Here is a 22,570-nt window from a genome sequence, read left to right as displayed (position 1 = left end):
GCCAATCTTCAAATTTTTTGAAGACTGGTTATTTTATTTAGCGAAGGATCTCCATCGGATTGCTTAATTTTAATATTGAGGAGTGATAAAATGCTAAAACTATCTTATCCAAGATTAAAGAAAATATTAATGATAATAATTTTAGCTAGGGTTGAGATTTCAGGAAGTGAACTCGCCAAAAGATTAAATGTCAGTACTAGAACAATTCGTAGCGATATAAATGAATTGAATTCAGATATTGGTGGCTACGATTTAAAGATACTTAACCGAAGAGGTAAGGGCTACTATTTGAATTTTAAGAATGAAAAAAATTGACAGAATTAAAAAAGGATTTAAAGAGCCTGGATAGGCAAGCCTCATTAGATACTGTTGAGAACAGGATTAAGTATTTATTAAATGAATTGTTAATTAGTAATCAGTCCATTTCTATAGATGATATTTTGGATAATTTATATATTAGTATCAATACTTTTAATAATTACATTCTTGAAATAAAAAGAATTGTAGATAAATATAACCTTAATTTAGTTAATAAACATAATAGGATATTGCTAGTTGGAGATGGAGAAAGCAAAAGATATTGTTTTATTGATCAACTTGAGAACAAAAATTATAAGGAATATATCTTAGGATTTACAAGTAATGAAAGAAAATTGTTCAGTAATATTAATTTAGATTCAATAAGCAAATTGGTTAATAATTTTGTGGATTTAGAGATGAAAGAAATTCCAGATTACAATCGGAAAAATATAGTTATTCATGTAGCGTTGTCCTTATCAAGAATTAAATTAGGACACGTATTAACTAAATTCAGTAGTGAACTTCAATTATCTTCAAGTGTTCAAGACGATTTTAATAAATTGTTTAATGATTTGGAAAAAGATGAAAAAATAAAAATACCCTTACCTGAAAGGGAATATATTAAATATCATATTGGCTTGAATAATCCACAAATTGTGAAGAATACTAATGAACCGCAATCCCAATTAATAAAGAAGAGTGTAATTTTATTTTTAGATAAAATTAGAGATAATTATACTTTTAATCTTCTGAACGATAAATTATTAATTGATAACTTGACGGAGCATATTAAAGCGGTCATCAAAATAAATGATTTGGATAGTACTCGTAAAAATCCTTTATTGGATGTTATTTTATCAACTTTTCCACTGGCCTATGAAATGACTGTAACTTCAATTAATATCTTAGAACACCAATTGAAATTACGTTTATCTAAAGATGAATTATCATTTATTACACTGCATGTTGGAGCCTCAATGGAAAGAAATTATAATAATAAGTGGAAAAAAAGAAATGTAGCAATTATTTGTGGCTCAGGTACAGCAACCGCTAATTTACTAAAAATAAAATTAGAAGGCAGATTCAGTAATTATTTGAATATTATGGGAGTTTATTCATATGCGGAGTACTGTAATTCCTCTTATCCAAAGGATGTTGATTTTTTGATTTCCACGGTTCCTATACTTAATAGTTCTGTCCCTGTCGTTGAAGTAGATTTGTCAAACTATGCTAATGACAGTAAGGAATTATACGATTTCATTACATCCACCTCTGATGACCAGCAGGTACTCTATAGTCTATTTAAACCAGAATTGGTTTTTGTTAATAGTGAGTTATCAAATCGAAAACAAGTTTTAAATTTCCTTTGTGATAATTTAGAAAAACAAAAAGTAGTGAAACAAGATTTTAGAGAGAAAATGTTCAAGCGTGAGGGAATGTACTCCACAGCTATAGGCGGAGGAATCGCAATACCACATCCTATAAAATTTGCTGCAAATAAATCTAATGTGGCATTTTTGCAATTGAAACATCCCATTACGTGGGATGATAAAGGAAATAAAATACAACTAGTTTTTCTTTTAGCAATAAATAAGGATGAGTATCCAAAGATTCAAACTCTGTTTAGCTTTTTAGTTGATTTGCAAAACGATTCAAGATTTTATAATGCAATTAGTAAATGTAATAATTCTAACGAAGCAATCAAAGTTATTAATTCGTTCATACAAAATAATCTTAATCAAACATCGTGAATAAAAAATATAATCACAATTCAGTCCGGAATAGCCAAATCGGCTTGGCTATGGAGGACGAAATCTTATGCTATTTATCTCCAAAAAGTTACGTTGTTTTTACCTATTAAAATGAAAAACTTAAAAAAATTTCAGAAAAAGCTTACGAAATGCGGTTTTTTCTGGTATATTAATCCACTGTTGCAACAATTTGGAGGTAAATATGAGTCAAACTCAAAAAATTAATACAAGACCCGAACATCCAACCTTGTCACTATTGGGTGTCTTAATCGGTGGATTTGTAGGTATGTTTAGTGAAACTTCATTGAACATTGCCCTTCCATCTATCATGAAAGCTTTTAACATTGAAACAGGTACTGCACAGTGGCTAGTTACAGGTTATATGCTTGTAATTGCAATTGTTTTACCCCTTTCTAGTTTACTAACGAAGCACTTTTCAACTCGTGGACTAGTAAGATTTGGATTCTTGGATTTCATTGTAGGTTCTGTAATTTCAGCCCTAGCAATGAATTTCCCAATGCTTCTTGCAGGTAGAATGATCCAAGGTATCGCTACCGGAATTATCTTGCCATTGACGTTCTCAATCGCAATGAGAATTTTCCCACCAAACAAACTAGGTGCTGCCTTAGGTATGGCTGCTCTAGTTATTATGTTCGCACCAGCTATTGGACCAACAATTTCTGGTATCGTTCTTGGTGCATTGTCATGGAGATTTATCTTCTGGACATTCGTTATTTTCCTATTGATTGGTTTGTTCATCATGGAAAAGAACTTAACTAATGTCTTTGAAGTTACTAAGCCAAAAGTTGATTGGTTAGCTATTGGACTGTCAACTATCAGTTTTGGTTTGATCGTCTTTGGTATCAGTTTCTTAAGTAAAAATATTATTATTGCTCTTGTATCCTTAGTAATTGGTTTAATTTTCTTAGTTGTCTATATCAGACAACAATTACATGCTAAAACTCCTACATTGGACTTTTCAGTATTAAAAACACCTGAATTTCTAACTGGATCAGTTCTAGTTATGTTGAACTTTGGTATTACTTTATCAGCTATGTATCTCTTGCCAATGTATCTACAAAATGGTTTAGGTATAGCTGTAGCGCTAACTGGTATCGTTATGTTGCCAGGTGGTGTGATCAATGCGGTTGTTTCATTTGGTGCCGGTCGTGCTTACGATAAAATTGGTGCCAAGATGATGTCACGTTTAGGATTCTTGATTTCTATTATTGGTTCAGCAATGTTCCTATTCAGTAATTCAAATAGTTCTTTAGGTTATATCATCGCAGCCCATATTGTTTTGATGATTGGTGTTCCATTGGCTATGTCACCATCTCAAACATATGGTCTTAATTCATTGGATGCATATCAATCAGCAGATGGTTCTGCCATCATCAATACTTTCCAACAAGTTATTGGTGCTGTAGCAACTGGTATTGCTACAATTCTTTTGAGTACAGGTCAATCAAACTACTTTGCTAATGGTGGACATTCAGCAAAATTAGCTTTTACTAACGGTGCTCATTATGGATTCATGTTTACATTGATTTTAGCTGTCTTCGGCTTCATCTTAGCTTTTCGTGTTCACAATAAGAGTGCAGAAACTGTTGATGTTAAAGAGACAGAAAAAGCAACTTCTCAAGACAAAGAAGCTGCTACAGATATGAATTAATCGTAAGATATTATTAGGCTTTGAAAGAAAACAATTGATACGTTGGAGACCAATCGAATAATAAATTTGATTGATCTTCTTTTTTTATTAACCGAAAATATAGGTTGAAATGTGAGGGCAATTCCTTTACAATAATAGGGTTAATAAAATAAGTTAAATTGTAACGGGAAGGAGGGTTTTTTAGATGTCACAAAATACACATAAGGGTATGACTGGCCACCGCCGTCCTGTAAACCAAAAAAATGGTGCAGCAAAACGTGCCAGCACACAAGCAGTTCTTGATTTTCTAAAGACTCGCGAAAATAAAGAAGCTAAATAATAAAAAATGAGCTAATGGATTCTTCGTCCATGAGCTCTTTTTTTGTACTTAAATAACTGTTATTTCTTTGCGCCCATTACGTTTGGAATGATACAACGCTCGATCAACTCGGGAATAGAAATCATTGACTGAGACGTCACTTTCGTTGATTTCAGAAACGCCAACGGAAATCGTAACATTGATCAGATGACCATCAATAGGAATCCTAGAATGATTGACTGCCTGAAATATTTGCTCAACAATCTCTTGGGTGCTTTGGACACTGTAGTTTGGGAAGATGATGTTAAACTCTTCGCCACCAGTCCGATATAGTTTGATATTTGGATCAGTGTTTTGAATGATATTTTGGACGATCTTGACAACACTTCGTAGAACTTTATCGCCAGTAAGATGACCATAAGTGTCATTAATATTCTTGAAGTGATCGATATCAAACATCATCATGGTAGATTTAACATTAGTGACGGCAGTATTTTTAAAGAGTGAACGAAAATCAATATCGAAGGCATCGTAATTGTAAGTTTCAGTTAATTTATCATGAGTGGCTTCCTTAAAGAGGGCAGTTCTAGATTCAATATCGGTATAAAGAATGGCGATGTATCCAAAAGTGAATAATTCCATAATAATTAAATAGATAATTTCTTTAATCAAAATATCGTTACTGATGGAAAATTTTAAGGCGGTGAAATACCAATAAGCGCTACCTAAAATGATGCTAAGCAACATATAATGAAAAAAGGGAAATTTTTCTTTCGTATGGGTCTTGATATAATTCAATGAATAATAAAAAATGATTAAAATTATCGCTAAACACCAGGATTGCCAACTGTAAATAGCCGAATTGAAAAGCATGAATGCCAAGATGATTGGTCCAAAGATATGATATTGGAAGTGAACGCTTAAGATAACTGTATAGAAGATGACGGAGACAATTTGAAAGTTGATGTAGATCCACGATTCGTTGGCATTTCTGATGGAGCTTTGCATGATAAATAACAAAACTAAAATATAGATTATACCTAGGACAGAACGCAGGGCATATTCATCGATATTGATATTTTTACTTTGAAGAATTTTCCTTATACCTGAAAAAATAATTTGGAAAACGACAAAAGCTCCCATAATGAAGAAGAGACTTACAGTTAGCGGCGCAATGTCTAGAAATAATTTACTTAGCAAAATGTTTCCCCCGGATTCACGACAATTTAGTTTACTAAATAATTATAAATCAATTTATATGAAAGAAATAATAAACAATTAGTCAGATTGGTTATTATTGATAAATCAAAAGGACCTATCAATCGTTGATAAAGCTGTGATTGATGGGTCCTTTTAGATTTGAACTTGTTATTCAAAATCTGGACGTCTTAATTTGAAAGTCATGATTAAAGCAATAATCAAAAACCCTAGGCAGGCGAGAAAACCAGCTTGAATCCCAGTGGATTGGTTAACAGTACTTCCCGTCATAATTTTATCTGCCATCGTAATAACCGCAATAATAATAGCAGTACCAAAAGATGCCGCAATTTGTCTAAGCGTGTTGAATGTTGCAACACCATCAGAGATATATTTCTTTGGCAAAGAGCTTAGAGCCTGAGTTTGAATAGGAATTAGAATCAAAACTAATCCTAATTGGCGAACCGTTTGTCCAACCGTTAACATTAAAACGGAAGCATTGACGTCAATGACTGCTTGTAAAAACGTACCGAAACAATCAATTAAGACACCAGTCACTACGATTCGTTTAATCGGATATTTATCGAATAGACGACCGCTAACTGGTGACATGAAGCCAGTAAGGACTGCCCCTGGTAATAAGGCTAGTCCAGAAATTAAAGGGCTTTTGTGTAAAATTGTTTGGATCATCAGTGGCAGTAAGATCGTGTTGCCATACATGGTAAGGACAATCAACATATTGATAACTGTTGCAAAGGTAAATTGATGATGTTTGAAAATTTCGAAATTAATAACAGGCTTAGATGATTTATTTTCCATAATAGAAAAGATAATAATTAAAATTAATCCAATGGCCGCATATCCTAGTACGTTAAATGTGAAGAGATTGGATTGACCGATATTTGAGAAGCCAGTTAGTAAAAGTAATAATCCTAAACTGATTGTAATTAAGCTAATGGTATCGAATTTCGGATTATCATTAGTCTCAATTTGTGGTAGAAAGAAAATGGATAGTAAAACCACGACGATAATAAATGGCAGTATGAGAATGAAAAGATATTGCCAAGTGAAATATTCCAAAATGACTCCAGATAGTGTTGGTCCAATGATAGGTGAGAAGTTAAAGGCTAAACCTATGATTCCCATAACCGCACCCTGTTTGCTTCTATCGGTATATTGCATGGCTAAAACGTTGACTAGTGGCATCATCATCCCTGTTCCGATAGCTTGAATCATTCGTCCAATAATAACGAGGGTAAATGAATTAGCAATGGCGCCTAAAAATGTTCCGACAAGAAAAATTGAAGAAAAGGCAATGAATAGATGTCTAAAAGAGAATTTTTTGATGAAATAGGCACTTGTAGGAATCATAATAGCGTTTACTAAAGTATAGCCGTTAGTCAACCACTGAACCGTGGAAGAATTGACTTGAAAAACTCTCATGAAAACTGGTAAAGCAGTGTTCATGAGAGTCGAGCACAAAACACCAAAGAAGGTTCCGAAAACCATGATGTAAAGTGATTTTTTAATCTGTTTTGACATTGTTTAATGACCCCTAACAAAAAAGTAGTAACTAATTCATTTTAGTTATCAAAGATGTTGTGGTCAAATTGAATTTCCAATTAGAGATTCAATTTAGTATAGACGTCACTGGGAATGTCTTTTTTGAAAACTTCTTTATAGGAATAAACGTAAGTACCCTTAGTGTCTAATTTTAAATAATGGTCTTGTTTCAACTTGCCCATACCCATGAATGAAGTAGGGTGGGAATGTCCATCTTTGTCATAACCTTTAAGATCATAAGTATAGTTGCCGTAGCCATCTTTATCTTTGGCATTAGAATTGTCGATTTTGACATATCTAGCTTCACGTTTGACCAAGATATTGTATTTGTTGAGAGCCTGAGCACTTTCGCTGGTATTGTCTTTGTTATAAGCACAAGCACCTAAATAACCAACCCCTAAAATAAATATTGCTAAAAGAAAAAGCCTTAGAAAACTTCTCATTTGAAATACCTCCTGAGAAATATACTAAAGGCTTGTGTACTTTTTTTACATTTGATTTACTTACATTATTCTTACAGATTTGTAAGCCGGTTTACCACCAATCAAAATTAAGTGTATAGTCTACAATCTTGTTGAATAATGCTGCTAAAAGTTTCATCATAATTAGCACCCCCAACTATATAAACCTTATTTACTACTTATATTATAGTCTTGTTTGAAAGCGCTATCAACAATGTTATCCCCAAACTTCATCTTGAATAGATTTAACTAATTTCAATTTAGCCCATTCCTGTTGTTCAGTAAGAACATTTCCCTCCTCAGTAGAAGCGAAGCCACATTGAGTCGATAACCACAATCTATCCAGGGGCAAATATTGGCTAGCTTCCTTGATGCGACTAATAACCGCTTGTCGATCTTCCAATTCACCTGATTTAGTAGTCAAAAGACCTAGGACAACTTTTTTATCCCCAGAGACTTTACTTAGTGGTTCAAAATTACCAGCACGTTTAGAGTCATATTCTAGGAAATATGTGTCGACGTTCTCCTTGGCAAATAAGGTGTCACTGACAGGGCCGTAGCCTCCAGAAAAGGCAAAGTCAGAGTGATAATTACCACGACAGATGTGAGTATTAATGATTAAATCTTCAGGTAAGTTTTCAATAGCCTTGTTATTTAGATTTAAAAGCGTCCCTTGAATACCAGAATTAGCGTATTCTTTACCGTCAGGGGTATTTAAAAATTTATCGTCAAGAAACAATCCCCATGAACAATCATCCAATTGAATAACACGTGCACCCTTGTCATAAAAGGCTAATAGAGCGTCGTGGTAAGCTTTTTCAATGTCGAGGTATAAATCATCGATATTGGGATAAAATTCTTTTATCTTGTCATCGTTGGTGCCTCTAATCAATTCTATGTAAAGTTGAGATGGAGCAGGAATAGTTTGCTTAGGCTCAATCTCTAAGTCATCGGTCAGTGATTTGAGAAATTCAAAATCTTTGATAAAAGGATGTGACTTAGGATTAAATTTGATTTTACCCGAAAGAATAGCCGTATCGTCACGAGTTTCTTCGTGAGCAAAATGGTAGCCTTCTCCGTAATGAATATGGTCGATACCATCAAATCCCCAGAAGAAATCTAAGTGCCAATAAGACCGCCTAAATTCGCCATCTGTTGCATAATCGAGACCTACGGCAACCTCTTTATTGACGAGATCCTTGATAGCTTCATTTTCAATAGTTGTGAGTTCAGATTGTGTGATTTGGTTACTGAAATAGTCCTTACGAGCTTGTTTTAAAACGTCAGGTCTAAGAAAACTGCCAACGTGTTGGAATCCAATTTTATTTGCTGTTTTTACTGTCATAATTTTAAAGCCTCCGTGGGTTTATTTATTTTAATTAGTTTGTTGAAGATATGTGGTGAAGTCATTTGTAAAAGGAAAGGCTGGGTGTTCCCATAACACTCTCTAATTTTTGTAGCTTCGCTACAAAAAAGGGGGAGTAAAGGAAAACGGACGCTATGCGTTCCCATAACACTCTCTAGTTTTTTGTAGCTTCGCTACAAAAAAGGGGGAATAAGGGAAAACGGACGTTAATGACGTCCCCATAACACTTTCTAATTTTTGTAGCTTCGCTACAAAAAAAGGAATAAAGGAAAACGGACGTCAATGACGTCCCCATAACACTCTCTAATTTTTGTAGCTTCGCTACAAAAAAAGAGAGTGTAAAAAAATAATCGTCCCTACAATCACAGAGTTTCTCTGCATTGTAGGGACGATTACCGTGGTACCACCCTAATTCATATCTTGCTTACACAAAATACCTCAACGACACTTACATGTCCGGGATGATATCGCATCCTTGCGTACTTTTGGCTTTTACCTCAGTAAGGCTCCAAGTTCATCTTCAACTTAATTTTCGTTCCATCTTTTCACTGTCCGATGGTCACTATCCAAATTAATCATTAAGTTTACTCTTCTCTTCAACACCTAATTAAATTAAATAAATTTTAATTGTTTGATTGATGAATAAATTACACCTTAGTTTTTCCAATGTCAAATTTATTTATGAGGGATCTCATCAATAGTTTTAAACGCTATTTTTAACTGTCCAAGTTAATGATCCACTGTATGTTCCCGGGGTACTGATGCCATTGGGATGAAGTAGTGGACCAGTGTCTTTGGTCCATTCGTTGGAAACAATTGTAGTAGTCAATTCATCGTTTGGGATATCATTTTCGGCTACAGGTACGTCGTCGGAGCTGAGATTATAAATTGTTCCGTCTGCTTTTTTGTAAACTAGGATTCCGTTGAAAGGAACACTGTTCTTTTTGAGTTCTGAAGCTGAGACGCTGAGTTTCCAAGGATTTCTTTGACTAATTATGCTCAAACTATATTTACCTTTACGTTTCAAATATTTAGCGGTAGCTAGATAGTTTACATCTTGAAAATCGAGTGTCGGGGAGGCTTGAACTTCTAATATTTGTCCCTTCAGTACGTTAATGGTATAGGTAACAGTATTGGAAGTAATGCCATCTTTATCAATAGCAGTCACCTGGACTTTTTGGGTGGTGTTCTCTTTGAAAATATTCCAAAAGTCAACACCAACGATACTTTTCAATGGAATTATCCCGTTAGCCACTGTTGTCTCAGAGTTTGCTTGGGTGCTAGTGGTATATTTTTTGTTACCGATTGTAACGTCATAACGGATAGGATCGTCATTCTTGAAATTATGATTTTTGTCATAACTGAGTTGGGTCGGCAAATTTAATTCTTCGGAATCCTCGTGATAGATGATATCAATCGGATCGGGTTTTTTCATGGATAAGAGCCAATCTTTCAAATAAGTAACGGTAAATTTAGGCGTACTTGTTGATGAAATTTGGCTATTATCTGAAAATGTTGCTGGACTGGCGGGGACGGTAATGTCGTGGTCGGTTGTATTGTCGGCTTTACCATTGATGGAGATATTAGCACTGGTGTAGATGGCACTGTCATATTTGCCAAGTGCTTGACCTAGAACGAATTTCAACTCTTTGTCGGTCATCTTATCGGACTGGATATATTCGGTCATATTATCTCCAGTAGTGTCATTTTTGTAATTGATCGTGGCAATATTACCGGAATCATCAGCTGTGTAATCAATATTTTCTGGTAATTTAATCTCGGCAGCAATATTGTCCCAGTTTGTCCGACTATCTTCTGAATCATAGAGGAGACGATAGTTTAGAGTTAGGTCATCTCCGTGAGCGACAGTGTTGTCTGTTGTTTTATCAGTGATGACTTTGCCCGAAGTATTGTCAGTTAAAGTACTGGAAACATTAGCATTCAAAAATGCGGGAATAGATTCGAGGACGGCTAACTTACTGTGTACATCAGAACTTGTCCCATTAGCACCAGTAAAGCCCCAACGCAATTTGTTATCTTTGATGGTGCCAAAGATAGATGGATCTACATTAATCTTATCTGTTACGAGAGGATAACCTCCACTAGTATTGTTATTAGTAGTTCCGTTTAAATATTTGTCATTAAAAGCATATTGAATCTGTGCTGGTTGACCATCTTGAGCATGTTTCCATGTAAAAGTAATATGGTGCCAGTAGATATTTGAGCCATCCGGAGCTGTTGCGTCTAGTAGTTGAGCTCCTTTGGCGGACGAATGTATCAAGGTATCAGCTTTTTGAAATCCTTTCCAAGCTGAATTGTTCAGATTATTGCTCCCTAAAGGGGTTAGAGCATAACTAGTAGCTAGTCCAGGATAGGTTAAAGCAATATGACCAAAGTTACCTCCTGCGCCAAATCTGGAGTTGACTGGATAATTTGCTGGAATAGGTAAACTACCAGAAGTATCCGTCGTGTCGTATCCATTTAATGTGTAAAAGTATGTTCCTTTATAAAGCAAATTTCCGGGATTAAATTTCACTTGAATTGGCGTTTCATCTTTATCAGAAGTAACGTCATTTTTTTGAGTATCGAATTCCAAAGCCATACTATTTTGTACGGCAGTTTTGGCGATATAATCGGTTTTGTACGGCAGTTTTGGCGATATAATCGGTTCCAAAGTTTTGTGGATTATATTCTGTAGCATAAAAATCAGTTGTGGCTTTATCGTATCCGTAAACGCCTAAGCCTTGATAACCGGCACCGATTGCTTTAGCGCCACGAGAATCATTTTGTAAAACTAGAGCCATTCCTTGTGAATTCAAACCTTGATCAGAATTATCCGACCCAAAATAGAGCCAAGCCGAGATAGTTTGGTCCTTGTTGATATTTATGTAATTACCACCGTCGACATTAGACCAAGCTGCACCATAGGAGCCCTTACCACTGGCAAGTGATAAGACCGTTCCATCTTTTTGTGTAGAAGCGTAGTTTTTGTCGAAAGGGTTGTTGTCACCAAGTGCTTGTGGAGTTTGAATAGTAAAGTGCTTATTGACGTTCAAGCCATTAGGAGCATTGTCGATGGCGTTTTGGTCGTCGTCAGAGATAGCTAAAACGTTGATTGAGACGTTATAAAGATATAGAAAACCAATTAATAGAAAAGTAATAATAAACGATAAAATCAAATTGAAAGGATTTATGTACTTACCCATATAATCATTTCCCCTCCAAAATCATTAATACATACTTGTGCTTTCACTTTCATATTAAGTCATTAAAAGACTAATTCAATAGAGTCAAAAGACGACACGCCGTTACATATTTGGCAAACGCTTACAGAGAGATGAGAAGGAGAATTTATAAATAATAATAAATTTATTTAGTTTTAAATAAATAATAAAAATGCACATAAAAGCTGATTTATCAACTTTTATGTGCATTAATTAAATAATTATAGAAATGGTGAAATATTTTGATAATATTGTACACGTATCAATTCTTTAATCGTTATAACGCTTAATTGTAATAATTAAAGAACTACTTAGTAGTATCGATAATATTGCTAGGTTTCAAACCTTCAATAAGAGCCTTATTAGAATCAAAAGAAGTGGTAATCATATTGTGAATGGCTGTTTCAGTATAAAAGGCACTGTGTGGCGTGATGATAACATTAGTTCTTTTAGCTAGATTCTTAATTTTTTCATTAGGAATATTATTAATGCTGCTCCAAACTTTGCCAAAGACAGAGTTCTCGTCATCCAAGACATCCAAACCAGCGCCAGCAATTTTGCCACTGTCTAAGCCTTTAATAAGGGCATCAGTGTCGACTAATTCACCACGGGCGCAGTTGATGAGATAGACTCCATCCTTCATTTGAGAGATAGCTTGATCATCAATCATATATTTATTGGAATTAAATAATGGCACATGAAGTGTCACGATACTGGATTGTTTGTACAATTCTTCAAGAGAATCAACATATAATCCTTGTTTTTCAATGTCTTCATTGTGATAAACGTCATAGGCGACTACTTTAGCACCAAAGCCTTGGAGAATTTTGATGACAACACGTCCAATGTGACCTGTACCAATGACCCCGACCGTTTGTTCACGATATTCTTTCCCAATTGTTGGAGCCCAGGTAAAATCGCCATTGTCGAATTTCTCATCAAACTCAGGGACACGGCGAAGCAATCTTCCCATTAAAAGGACTGTGTGTTCAGCAATAGCGTTTGGTGAATAGACGGGTACATTTGTCAAAGTGAAGCCAAGATCATTGAGATCCTTGAAATTGAAGTTGTCAAAGCCGACATTACGAATTGAAATAAACTTAATTCCTAACTTATTGAGGACTGTCAAAGCTTCTCTTGTATAAGGCGATGTTTGAAGTGTGACGACACCACTTGCGCCCTCAGCCAATCTAGCTGAATCGGCAGTTAGAGTGTATTTAGTAAAGCCCACTTCGATATTGGGATTAGCTTGTTCCCACTTTTTTAAAGATGGTTCTTCATCTTTACGAATTCCGTACGCAAATATTTTCATTGAAAAATCCTCCTTAGTAATCACACCTCCATTAAAACAAAGTTATACCAAAAAAAATACCCCCTAACTAAAAAGTCAGAGGGTGAATTTTGCTTAGTTGGTATCATAACGATTCAAAACATAAATTGCTAAGACAACTATTACAGCACCAATAATTTCTGGGAGATTAACCGAATAGTGTAGGAAAATTATGCTTAAAACCAAAGTCGTAAATGGTTGAACTGCATCGGTAATGCTGACAATAGCTGCAGTCGTATATTTAGTACTGATAACCATGATCAAAAAGGCTAAAACGGTACCGATTAAGATAACCGTTCCAATGCCTAAAATACTAGTAGTTGTCATCTTGGGTGGATTGACCCAAATTGGGCTAAAGAAATTGGAAATTATACCAGCTAGAAGCATTCCCCAACCAGTTATTAAAATCCCGTGATATTTTGAGATTAATTTTTGTGGAATTGTGATATAAAGAGCGGCTGTAATACCACTACCAATTCCCCAGAGTACAGAAATAAATGGGATTGATAGATGACCGATATCGCCACGAGTTATCATCAACACGACACCGACTAATGCCAATGCAAAGGAAATTACATCAATTCGAGAAGTCTTCTTTTTCGTAAAAATAATAGCACCAATCATAATGAATAGTGGTGATAGGTATTGCAAAATCGTAGCAGTCGATGAATTACCAGTTTTAATCGCGTGAAAAAAGGTAAACATGTTGGCTAACAAACCAAAAATTGAAAAACAAAGTAGAGTTAAGAGATCTTTTTTATTCTTGAAAACAGCAAAGAAATCTTTACTTGGTAAAACAATAAGACCAACAACTAATAGAATCACACCAGCGACGGTTGTTCTAGTTGCAATGAACCACATTGCGGGGATATCAAGGTTCTTAGCAACAACTTGTAAAACAGTACCTGAAATTCCCCACAAGGCAGACGCACAAAATGCCAACCAAAAACCACGATCAAGTGTCTTTTTGGTTAATTTTTTACTTTCATCCATGAAAATGTATCCTCCTGAAAAAACCAATACTTTATTATACCCGTGCTTATTTGGTTTTGACTATTGTTTTTTTTATATCATGATATTCGATATAAAAGGTATGCAATTTAGCCAGCAGTATTTAAGCATTCCTTGGAATAGGTATAGACCTCATTTAAATAATTATGACAAAGAATTTATAAAAAATTTGTGTCAAATAAACTCCGAATCGCTAATCACGCAACTCAATCTTAATAATTTTGACATCATAAAAGCCATCCGGAGCTTCAACAGTAACAACGTCGTTGACTTTGTGATTGCTTAAAGCCTTGCCAATTGGCGAAGCAAAAGATATCTTGTTTTGATCTAAATTGGCTTCTTGTCGACCCACCAATTGATAAGTAGCTTGATCATGATCGTCCATGAACTCAATAGTTACGAACTTACCAATGTCTAATTTATCGTTATTAGCTGGTACAACAACGTCGGCATATTGTAATTGCTTATATAAAAATCTCAAACGGCCTTCCAAGTGACCAAGATCACGTTTAGCCGTTGAGTATTCGGTATTTTCGGAACGATCACCAAGTGCTGCTGCAGCAGCTAAAATCTTAATTTTATTTGGCCGGATTTCTTTGAGATGTTTAATCTCTTGTTCGATGGCGTGATAACCAGCTGGTGTCATTTTATTAAAAGTCGGTTCCATGAATAAGACCTCGATGTATTAAATTTGAAATCAAATTAAAAAAGGCACCCTGTGAGGATGCCTCAAAAAATTAATTTTATAAGTTTGCATCCATGTTGAATGTAAGCTTTGAAAGGTTGATACCTTTAGTATAAAGTTCGCCAAAGAATTTATGAGTTTTATCACGCATATCTTTAACAACTTTTTGGTTTCTATCAGTTAAGAATTCAACCAATTCGTCGCCAGAATAATTAGCGGCTAACTTGTCAGTTTCAGCAACTGAAGCACGTAATTGTTGACGAATATCTGTTAAGTAATCAATATCATCTTGAATAAATTCAGAATAATTTGATTCAACTAAGACAGAAAGGGCGTTATACATCCAATATGCATCTTTGAAATCAAACTTCAATGAAACGTCGTTATATGAAGGATCTGTTTCGTTCATGTTTGTATAGAAAGGAATGTATGGTGAAAATGTTGGGAAACCGATACATAACCACATGATAGCAGAGAATTCTTCAGGAACGTCATTTCTGATTTGAAGAACATGTGAGTTTTGAGTTCTGTTCAAACCAATTGGACGGTAACGATGTTTGTCATCATCTGAAGCATATGGGCTATATGGATCGTAAGGTGTTTCGTTGTAATGTGAGCCAAGAACATATTCGATATCATCAACTGTGATCTTGTGGTCTGTCTTCATGATGAATGGTAGTTCACCATCTTCGGGATCTTGTTCAATTTCTGGGTTGAAGAATTTTTGACCGAACCAAACACGTGGTGTGTTGTAGTGACGGTCTTTAAGATTGTCAGTACCAAAGATATGTCTAAAGTTCCAACCAGTTTTGTCTGTGTTTAAATGATTCTTTTCAACGAAGTCTTCGATACCATCTGACCACATGAATTGTTTAGGGTCATTGAAGTCAACTTGTTGGATTGAAACACGGTTAGCACAAACAGCATAACTGTCATCAGGAATTCTTTGAGCTACCCAGTGATGACCAGTAACGATTTCCATGTACCAAACGTCATCTTTATCGCTGAATAGAACTGAGTTACCAGCTGGAGAACCGAATTTCTTAATAAGCTCGCCAGTACGTTTTACAGCACCTTTAGCTGAATCAACGTAAGGAAGAACCATTCGAACGATAACATCTTCGTCCATACCATCTTTTACTAATGGATCAAAAGCTAAAGCGCGTTCGTTACCATAAGTACTTTCGGTAGCAGACATAGCGACATTCTTGCCGTTGATTCCACTTTCATCGTAATAACCAAACTTCTTGTAGTCCACATTAGGAACTGCAGGCCATTTGTAGCCGTTTTCGGGTACTTCTGATTCGAAGCCGTTTAGCCATGATGTAACTTTACGACCTTTTTCGCCCTTAACTGCCTTGTTTAATACGAAGCTGTGAGGTGCAACAGCAAAAAATGTATCGTCGTTTCTGGCGATCATTGTTGATCCGTCTATACTGGCGTTTTTACCAACCAAAATAGTCGTACAAGCGTCATCTAAATGATTTTTATTCATCTCTTAGAAATTCCTCCTATTTTATACTGACTTCATTTTATCATAGATGAAGTTCATTTTATTGAAACTTGGTCTTTAATAACTTTCAGAAAAAATGCTATAATTTTCTAAACATAGGAGGGGCAATAATGGATCTTGATACGAATGATAAGGGCGATTCTTTTTTAAAGAATTTGCTATTAGGATTTCAACATTTATTAGCCATGTACTCAGGAGATATTTTGATACCGATTTTGATCGGTGCGTCTTTGGGCTTCAGTGCTAAAGAAATGACTTACTTAATTTCAGTTGATATATTTATGTGTGGGGTGGCCACATTACTGCAAATTAAGCGAACACCACTGACTGGGATCGGCTTGCCGGTTGTTTTGGGCTCAGCAGTGGAGTATGTAACGCCGTTACAAAATATTGGACATCATTTTGGAATAGCTTATATGTATGGTGCAATTATCGTTGCTGGTATTTTTATCATGCTAATTTCCAAAGTTTTTGCTAAGTTAAAGAGATTTTTCCCACCAGTTGTTACTGGTTCTTTAATTACTTTGATTGGATTTACTTTAATTCCCGTAGCGTTTCAAAATATTGGTGGTGGCGATGCTACTGCTAAGAATTTTGGTAATTCTACTAATTTGATTTTAGGTTTTGCCACAGCTTTGATTATCGTGGTCGTCAGTATCTGGGGAAGAGGCTTTATTCAACAGATTGCAGTTCTTATTGGAATCGTTGCCGGGTACTTGTTAGGAATTGGAATGGGCCAAATTGGTTTTGCAAGTGTTGGTTCAGCTCATTGGTTCCAAATTCCCCAACCATTTTACTTTGCCACGCCAAAGTTTGAGTGGTCATCTATTGTAGTGATGCTCCTAGCGGCATTAACATGTATGATTGAATCTACTGGCGTTTATTACGCTTTAGCTGAATTAACCAAGCGTGATTTGGATGAGAACGATTTACAACGAGGCTACGCTTCTGAAGGATTAGCAGCTATTCTAGGGGGAATATTTAATACATTCCCTTATTCTACTTTTTCTCAAAATGTTGCGGTTGTGCAATTGTCAGGTATTAAGAAGAACAAACCGGTTTATTTCTCGGCCTTCTTACTGATAATTCTCGGTTTGATTCCGAAAGTTGGTGCCGTCGCCGAATTGATTCCTAATGCCGTTTTAGGTGGAGCTATGTTGATTATGTTTGGTACGGTTGGTATTGAAGGTATCAAGATGCTTTCAAAGGTTGAGATGAACAATAACAATATTATGATCATGGCTGTTTCAATCAGTTTGGGTCTTGGTGTGACTGTTCAACCAACTCTGCTTCATTTTTTGCCATCAACTATTCAAACAATTTTGAATAATGGTTTAGTTGTAGGAAGTTTTTCTGCGATCATCTTGAATATCTTGTTAAATCCTAACAAGAAACATTAACTTTTTTCACAAACTTTAGTCATATTTTCATCACATTTGGTACGTATACTTATCGGTAAATTAGATAAGCATATGTACCTTTTTATGTTATGCAAGGAGTGATTTTAATATGCCCGAATATAAATATCCAAGTGTCGTAATTAATAAGTTCGATGTTCCATTTGAAGTAAAGTTAGCAGTTAAAAAAGACGTTTCAATTAACCAAGATATAGTTGATGAAAAAATTAACGAAATTTCACAAAGAATTGCGGAATATGATGAACTGTTTTCACTGGAGAATAAGGATTCTTTGTTATCCAGATTTCAATCAGGAGACGAGAGTCCTTTAGTTAGCTCAAAGATTTTTCGTGAAGTATATGAACAAACTATCACGGCTGAGCAGATGACGCAGCATTACTTTAGTTCTTACTTTAATGGTAAGTACGATCCAATCAGTTTATTAAACGGTTGGATGATTGATCAAATTTTTAATAGAAATCTTTTGGAAATGCTCCAAGTAGATGGAGTTGATGGTATCTCGTTGAGATGTGGCGAAGCGGTTCGTTTGGCCAGCCGACCTGATATTGACTTCAGGTGGCGCATAGAAATTAAAGATCCAAAGGATCTAGATGCTTTAATAGCAACCTATTTTCTCCAAAACGGTGCCATTTCGACGACTAAAGATATTAGAAGTTTGAGAAATGAAAAGAGTGGCGTCCAGCAAGTGACAGTTGTTAATAGCAATGCTTTGGATGCCAGTATTTGGTCAGCTGCAGGTTTTTCAGCTGGAACTAATAAGTTTCCAACATTTGTAACTAAGTACCATTTAACTGGGATGTTAATTGATAAAGATTTTGGCTTAATAAATTTTAGAGACGGTATTTCTAATAAAATAGCGATTAAGAAATAAGACACATAACGCCGTTATACGTCTTATTTTTTTGCTATAAAAATCTAAAATTAGTCATAAATAATTCAAATTCGCTCCGTATACTTTTAGGTGTATTAAGAAATGAGAAAGATCGAGGTACACTAATGAAGAATGAAAAGTATTATTTAAATATTAAAACAATTAATCAAATGAATCTGAATTTTTTAATTAAACTTGCTACACTAACTAGAAATGCTACAGTTATGGAATTATTGAAGGTGACAACTGATCGTATCAATGAACGATTAAAAGAAATTGATCTACAATTCTCTAGTTTTCGTTATGATTCAATGGTTTCAAAATTTCAACGAGGCGATAAGACGCCACTGACGTCATCCAATGACTTTAAAAGAATCTATAACGCCGCTATCCTTTCTGAACAAATGACCAATGGTATCTATAAACCTTATTTTGCAGGAAAATTTGACCCTTCCGTCGTAGTTAAAAGTTGGGCAATCGAACAAGTCTTTAATGAAAATCTTAAACCATTATTGAAAAATCCCGAAATAGTCGGAGTCTATCTAGGTACTGGTAGTAGTATGAAATTTGCGACTAGACAAGATTCTAGTTTTAGTTGGGAAATTGTTATACCGTCAGCAGAGGATGAACAGATTCTGACCACATATTATCTAAAGAATGGAGCAATCGCTACGTCGACCACGAATTTGACCGGGTATGATCTGAGAAGAATTAAAAGCGATATTAAACAATCGACTGTTATCCGTGGCAGTCTAGTTGAAGCATCCGTTTGGTCATTAGTTGCGACGCTGTCGGATAAGGAGGAATTCTCATCATTTGTCGCTCACTATAATTTGACTGGAATTTTTCTCGATAAAAGTGAACAGACAGTTAACTTCAATTTAGGAAATATTGTTGAAAATGCACAAGTCAAAGCTTAAGACACCACACAAAAGAGCCTCAGAAATCATTATGATTTCTGAGGCTCTTTTTTTGAAAAACGACGATCAATAATTAGTCGTCCCACTCTTCAACAGAGTCTTTATACCCATCAGGGTTACCGCTCCAGAAGAAGTCACCATACCAGAGACTTCTCTTGTCAGTATCGAAACCGTCAATTTCTTTCATGTCGGCATCGCTTAATTCAAAGTCGTAGACATCTGAATTTTGTACGATTCGTTCTTCGTGTACTGACTTAGGAATTGTGATAACTCCATTTTGTAAGTCCCAACGAAGGATAACTTGTGCAACTGACTTGTTGTATTTAGCAGCAATTTTCTTCAATCTACTATCGCCGAGCACTGTACCGCCACCAAGTGGTGACCAAGCTTCAAGGTAGATATTATTTTCGTCACAGAAGTTCTTGATATCTACTTCTTGGCAAAGTGGATTGTATTCCATTTGGTTAACAGCGGGTTTGATAGAACTATTTTTTAGAATATCTTTTAATCTTTCAATATTGAAATTGGAAACACCAATAGCACGAGCTTTGCCATCACGATAAATTTTTTCTACGGCACGCCATGTGTCTAAGTATTTTCCATTAACTGGCCAGTGAATCAGGAGTAGATCTACATAGTCTGTTTGTAGTCTCTTTAATTGACCCTCAAAGTTGTCGAGTGTTGATTGATAGCCCTGATCACCATTAAAGATTTTTGTTGTTAAGAAAATATCTTCACGTTTGAGACCATTATCTGCAAAGCCTTTTTGTAATCCTTCACCAACTCCGGTTTCGTTACCATATTGTTTTGCAGTATCAATAGCTTTATATCCATGTTTCAATGCCCATTGGACTGCTTGGGAAGCACCTGTATTGTTTACTTTCCAAACACCCATACCTAATTGGGGCATGTTAACACCATTATTTAAAGTTACAGTAGAATCTAATTTTAAATTCATTTTAAGTCCTCCTATAACTATAATTTTAACTCAAATATCAAGTGGATAGTTGGAATAATACTTTTCGACTAACACAGATATAGTTGAATGCGCTATCATTAAGACAAACATTATTATCTTTGGGGAGATTTCGATGAAAACTAGATTCAGTCATAAAGAAGTAGAAAAGAATAGAAACGAAATTGCGTCGGAAATCGTCAATCTATCAGCAACTTTGAATTTGCCAAAGGGGACAGAGGCATTCATTAGTGATATTCATGGAGAATCAGATCGCTTTTCACATATTATGAGAAGCGGTGCAGGGAATATCAGTAAGAAAGTTGAGGAATTGTTTACTGGTAGATTAACGAAATCCAATCAAAAAAAATTAGCTTGTTTAATTTATTATCCATCTGAGGTTTTGAAAAATGTACAGAATAAATTAACTGATAAACCAGATTTAGAACAATGGCAGATGGATACCTTTAATAATTTGATAGAAATGTTGCGTTACATGGCAAACAAATATCCTAAAAAATTAGTCAAAGAGTCGGTTCAACCCAAATTTTGGGAAATTATTGAAAACTTGTTGATGATTGATACTAGTTATAATAGTAAACAGCTTTACTGCCAAGGTTTATTAGGAAGCATTGTTAAATTAGGGTTGGCAGATGATTTTATCATTGCTCTTTGTCATGCGATTCAAAGAATGGCTATTGAAAGGATTCATATTCTTGGCGACATTTATGGCAGAGGTCTACATCCCGATCGGGTGATAGCTTACTTGAGCGACCACTGGCAAAACTTTGACATTCAATGGGGTAATCACGATATTCTCTGGATGGGCAGCATGGCGGGATCTAAATTGTGTATGCTGAATCTGATTCGTATTTGTGCACGTTATCATAATTTGAAATTATTGAATGAAGCGTATGATATTGATCTGACTTCAATTGTTAAATTTGCCCGTCACAGCTATCGTCCATTGCCTAATTTTGAGCCAAAAGTTGATAATGTAGAAGAGATTCCTAAGGAAGAACTAGTTACCGATAATTGTGTGCAGCAGGCAGCGACAATTATGCAATTCAAGCTTGAGGGTCAGGCAATTAAACGGCGCCCAGAATTTGAAATGGATGACAGGCTCTTTTTGGATAAACTGAGTCAGAGTAAGAGGACTATTGAAATTGGTGGTGTGAAATATAATATTACCAATGGTTGTTTTCAGATGGTTAATCCGGCTAACCCATATCAAATTTCACATCCAGAACAGGTGGTCTTGATTGATTTAATTAATCAGTTTATCAATTCCAGCAAATTAAATGAGCATATGTGGTTCATGTTTGATCATGGCTCAATGTATCTAAAGCACAATGGAAATTTACTATTCCACGGTTGCGTACCAGTTGATGAGCAAGGGAATTTCATTAAATGGGAGATTGACAGTCGCAAATATTCGGGTAGAGATCTCTTTGATTACTTTACTAGCGTTTTGCGGGATGCAATGCGCCATCCAACTACTGGTGATTGTTTTAATTCTGACGTTCTGTGGTATCTATGGTCGGGGAAGGATTCGCCATTGTTTGGCAAAGACAAGATGACTACATTCGAGCGATACTTCATTGACGATGCTGATTTGCAAAAAGAAAGCTTAAATCCATTCTATAAATTATGCGACAAAAAATGGTTTGTTGAACGGATTAAAGATGAGTTTGATTTGGAAGAAGATAGTCGTATCGTTATTGGACGTACTCCGGAGGTTAAAGCGAAGTCTCCTTTGAGTAAGGGAAAAATTATTTTTGTCAATGGTGGTCGTCCCAAGATTCAAAATGAAGGTGGATTCACACTGCTATACAATTCATTTGGAATGCAGATAGTTAAGTTAAGTCCATTCATTTCGCTAAATGACGCGGTCTTTTCGGCTGAAATAGCAACGCAAAGAAAGACGATTGAACGTTTTGACGAACAAAAGATGGTTACTGATACTGACTTTGGAGACAAAATAAAACAGCGCATAGAAGATCTATGTGCTGAATTGAAAGATTAATTTTTGAAG

The 22,570-nt window shown here is 35.4% G+C and carries 19 protein-coding genes; 8 read left to right on the top strand and 11 right to left on the bottom strand.

Annotated elements, in window-relative coordinates:
• Positions 1–90: 90 nt before the first annotated feature.
• The 4 genes from LA20249_RS07400 to LA20249_RS11990 all read left to right on the top strand — a co-directional run bounded on the left by LA20249_RS07400 (position 91) and on the right by LA20249_RS11990 (position 4,042).
• Positions 91–315, top strand: a complete 225-nt coding sequence (locus LA20249_RS07400) for a helix-turn-helix domain-containing protein (RefSeq protein WP_057737178.1) — start codon at positions 91–93, stop codon at positions 313–315.
• Positions 312–2,051: a BglG family transcription antiterminator gene (locus tag LA20249_RS07395; protein ID WP_057737176.1), complete on the top strand. Its 1,740-nt coding sequence runs from the start codon at positions 312–314 to the stop codon at positions 2,049–2,051. Before LA20249_RS07400 ends, LA20249_RS07395 begins: the two co-directional genes overlap by 4 nt.
• 202 nt (positions 2,052–2,253) lie before the next feature.
• Complete coding sequence (locus LA20249_RS07390; RefSeq protein WP_057737174.1) at positions 2,254–3,723, top strand: MFS transporter; 1,470 nt, start codon at positions 2,254–2,256, stop codon at positions 3,721–3,723.
• Positions 3,724–3,907: 184 nt separating this feature from the next.
• Entirely contained in the window at positions 3,908–4,042 is a 135-nt protein-coding gene (locus tag LA20249_RS11990) for a hypothetical protein (RefSeq protein ID WP_257790472.1), read from the top strand.
• A 48-nt stretch (positions 4,043–4,090) separates the two neighbouring features.
• Here LA20249_RS11990 and LA20249_RS07385 read toward each other — a convergent pair whose 3' ends face one another.
• The 10 genes from LA20249_RS07385 to LA20249_RS07340 form a co-directional block, all read right to left on the bottom strand.
• Complete coding sequence (locus LA20249_RS07385) at positions 4,091–5,221, bottom strand: GGDEF domain-containing protein (RefSeq protein WP_057737172.1); 1,131 nt, start codon at positions 5,219–5,221, stop codon at positions 4,091–4,093.
• Between the two features lie 168 nt (positions 5,222–5,389).
• Positions 5,390–6,760 (bottom strand): MDR family MFS transporter, encoded by a 1,371-nt coding sequence (locus LA20249_RS07380; protein ID WP_057737170.1) that lies wholly within the window; start codon positions 6,758–6,760, stop codon positions 5,390–5,392.
• A gap of 80 nt (positions 6,761–6,840) precedes the next feature.
• Complete coding sequence (locus LA20249_RS07375) at positions 6,841–7,224, bottom strand: YxeA family protein (RefSeq protein ID WP_057737168.1); 384 nt, start codon at positions 7,222–7,224, stop codon at positions 6,841–6,843.
• 235 nt (positions 7,225–7,459) lie between these two features.
• The gene (locus LA20249_RS07370; RefSeq protein ID WP_057737166.1) at positions 7,460–8,587 is read right to left on the bottom strand and encodes a 5-methyltetrahydropteroyltriglutamate--homocysteine S-methyltransferase; all 1,128 of its coding nucleotides are present in this window, start codon (positions 8,585–8,587) and stop codon (positions 7,460–7,462) included.
• A gap of 724 nt (positions 8,588–9,311) precedes the next feature.
• Complete coding sequence (locus LA20249_RS07365; RefSeq protein ID WP_057737164.1) at positions 9,312–11,210, bottom strand: hypothetical protein; 1,899 nt, start codon at positions 11,208–11,210, stop codon at positions 9,312–9,314.
• Position 11,211: 1 nt separating this feature from the next.
• A complete protein-coding gene (locus LA20249_RS07360; protein WP_057737162.1) occupies positions 11,212–11,814 on the bottom strand; it encodes a hypothetical protein in 603 nt (200 codons plus the stop codon).
• A gap of 325 nt (positions 11,815–12,139) precedes the next feature.
• Positions 12,140–13,144, bottom strand: a complete 1,005-nt coding sequence (locus tag LA20249_RS07355) for a D-2-hydroxyacid dehydrogenase (RefSeq protein ID WP_057737154.1) — start codon at positions 13,142–13,144, stop codon at positions 12,140–12,142.
• Between the two features lie 93 nt (positions 13,145–13,237).
• Positions 13,238–14,155 (bottom strand): DMT family transporter, encoded by a 918-nt coding sequence (locus LA20249_RS07350; RefSeq protein WP_057737152.1) that lies wholly within the window; start codon positions 14,153–14,155, stop codon positions 13,238–13,240.
• A gap of 211 nt (positions 14,156–14,366) precedes the next feature.
• Positions 14,367–14,840, bottom strand: a complete 474-nt coding sequence (gene greA / locus LA20249_RS07345) for a transcription elongation factor GreA (protein ID WP_057737150.1) — start codon at positions 14,838–14,840, stop codon at positions 14,367–14,369.
• A 76-nt stretch (positions 14,841–14,916) separates the two neighbouring features.
• Positions 14,917–16,353, bottom strand: coding sequence for a C69 family dipeptidase (locus tag LA20249_RS07340; protein WP_057737148.1), 1,437 nt, complete (start codon positions 16,351–16,353; stop codon positions 14,917–14,919).
• 128 nt (positions 16,354–16,481) lie between these two features.
• On the opposite strand from LA20249_RS07340, the gene LA20249_RS07335 reads away from it, so the two are divergent.
• The 3 genes from LA20249_RS07335 (at position 16,482) to LA20249_RS07325 (ending at position 19,580) form a co-directional block, all read left to right on the top strand.
• A complete protein-coding gene (locus tag LA20249_RS07335; RefSeq protein ID WP_057737146.1) occupies positions 16,482–17,771 on the top strand; it encodes a nucleobase:cation symporter-2 family protein in 1,290 nt (429 codons plus the stop codon).
• Positions 17,772–17,880: 109 nt separating this feature from the next.
• Positions 17,881–18,660: a hypothetical protein gene (locus LA20249_RS07330; RefSeq protein WP_057737144.1), complete on the top strand. Its 780-nt coding sequence runs from the start codon at positions 17,881–17,883 to the stop codon at positions 18,658–18,660.
• A gap of 125 nt (positions 18,661–18,785) precedes the next feature.
• Positions 18,786–19,580, top strand: coding sequence for an FAD:protein FMN transferase (locus tag LA20249_RS07325; protein ID WP_057737142.1), 795 nt, complete (start codon positions 18,786–18,788; stop codon positions 19,578–19,580).
• Between the two features lie 73 nt (positions 19,581–19,653).
• Here the strand turns inward: LA20249_RS07325 and LA20249_RS07320 are convergent, their stop codons facing one another.
• Positions 19,654–20,538: an aldo/keto reductase gene (locus LA20249_RS07320; protein ID WP_057737140.1), complete on the bottom strand. Its 885-nt coding sequence runs from the start codon at positions 20,536–20,538 to the stop codon at positions 19,654–19,656.
• Between the two features lie 133 nt (positions 20,539–20,671).
• Here LA20249_RS07320 and LA20249_RS07315 point away from each other — a divergent pair, with 133 nt between their 5' ends.
• Positions 20,672–22,561, top strand: coding sequence for a fructose-bisphosphatase class III (locus tag LA20249_RS07315; protein ID WP_057737138.1), 1,890 nt, complete (start codon positions 20,672–20,674; stop codon positions 22,559–22,561).
• Positions 22,562–22,570 lie beyond the last annotated feature (9 nt).

It is taken from the genome of Companilactobacillus alimentarius DSM 20249, from assembly GCF_002849895.1.
GTDB lineage: Bacteria > Bacillota > Bacilli > Lactobacillales > Lactobacillaceae > Companilactobacillus > Companilactobacillus alimentarius.
The sequence above is the reverse complement of the archived record's forward strand: the minus strand, read 5'-3'. Positions and strand labels throughout refer to the sequence as shown.

What these genes read in the sequence shown, in the direction of transcription:
- LA20249_RS07400 (WP_057737178.1), top strand. Translation starts at nt 91, where the DNA reads ATGCTAAAACTATCTTATCCAAGATTAAAGAAAATATTAATGATAATA.
- LA20249_RS07390 (WP_057737174.1), top strand. Translation starts at nt 2,254, where the DNA reads ATGAGTCAAACTCAAAAAATTAATACAAGACCCGAACATCCAACCTTG.
- LA20249_RS11990 (WP_257790472.1), top strand. Translation starts at nt 3,908, where the DNA reads ATGTCACAAAATACACATAAGGGTATGACTGGCCACCGCCGTCCTGTA.
- LA20249_RS07380 (WP_057737170.1), bottom strand. Translation starts at nt 6,760, where the DNA reads ATGTCAAAACAGATTAAAAAATCACTTTACATCATGGTTTTCGGAACC.
- LA20249_RS07375 (WP_057737168.1), bottom strand. Translation starts at nt 7,224, where the DNA reads ATGAGAAGTTTTCTAAGGCTTTTTCTTTTAGCAATATTTATTTTAGGG.
- LA20249_RS07370 (WP_057737166.1), bottom strand. Translation starts at nt 8,587, where the DNA reads ATGACAGTAAAAACAGCAAATAAAATTGGATTCCAACACGTTGGCAGT.
- LA20249_RS07365 (WP_057737164.1), bottom strand. Translation starts at nt 11,210, where the DNA reads ATGGCTTTGGAATTCGATACTCAAAAAAATGACGTTACTTCTGATAAA.
- LA20249_RS07360 (WP_057737162.1), bottom strand. Translation starts at nt 11,814, where the DNA reads ATGGGTAAGTACATAAATCCTTTCAATTTGATTTTATCGTTTATTATT.
- LA20249_RS07355 (WP_057737154.1), bottom strand. Translation starts at nt 13,144, where the DNA reads ATGAAAATATTTGCGTACGGAATTCGTAAAGATGAAGAACCATCTTTA.
- LA20249_RS07350 (WP_057737152.1), bottom strand. Translation starts at nt 14,155, where the DNA reads ATGGATGAAAGTAAAAAATTAACCAAAAAGACACTTGATCGTGGTTTT.
- greA (WP_057737150.1), bottom strand. Translation starts at nt 14,840, where the DNA reads ATGGAACCGACTTTTAATAAAATGACACCAGCTGGTTATCACGCCATC.
- LA20249_RS07340 (WP_057737148.1), bottom strand. Translation starts at nt 16,353, where the DNA reads ATGAATAAAAATCATTTAGATGACGCTTGTACGACTATTTTGGTTGGT.
- LA20249_RS07335 (WP_057737146.1), top strand. Translation starts at nt 16,482, where the DNA reads ATGGATCTTGATACGAATGATAAGGGCGATTCTTTTTTAAAGAATTTG.
- LA20249_RS07330 (WP_057737144.1), top strand. Translation starts at nt 17,881, where the DNA reads ATGCCCGAATATAAATATCCAAGTGTCGTAATTAATAAGTTCGATGTT.
- LA20249_RS07325 (WP_057737142.1), top strand. Translation starts at nt 18,786, where the DNA reads ATGAAGAATGAAAAGTATTATTTAAATATTAAAACAATTAATCAAATG.
- LA20249_RS07320 (WP_057737140.1), bottom strand. Translation starts at nt 20,538, where the DNA reads ATGAATTTAAAATTAGATTCTACTGTAACTTTAAATAATGGTGTTAAC.
- LA20249_RS07315 (WP_057737138.1), top strand. Translation starts at nt 20,672, where the DNA reads ATGAAAACTAGATTCAGTCATAAAGAAGTAGAAAAGAATAGAAACGAA.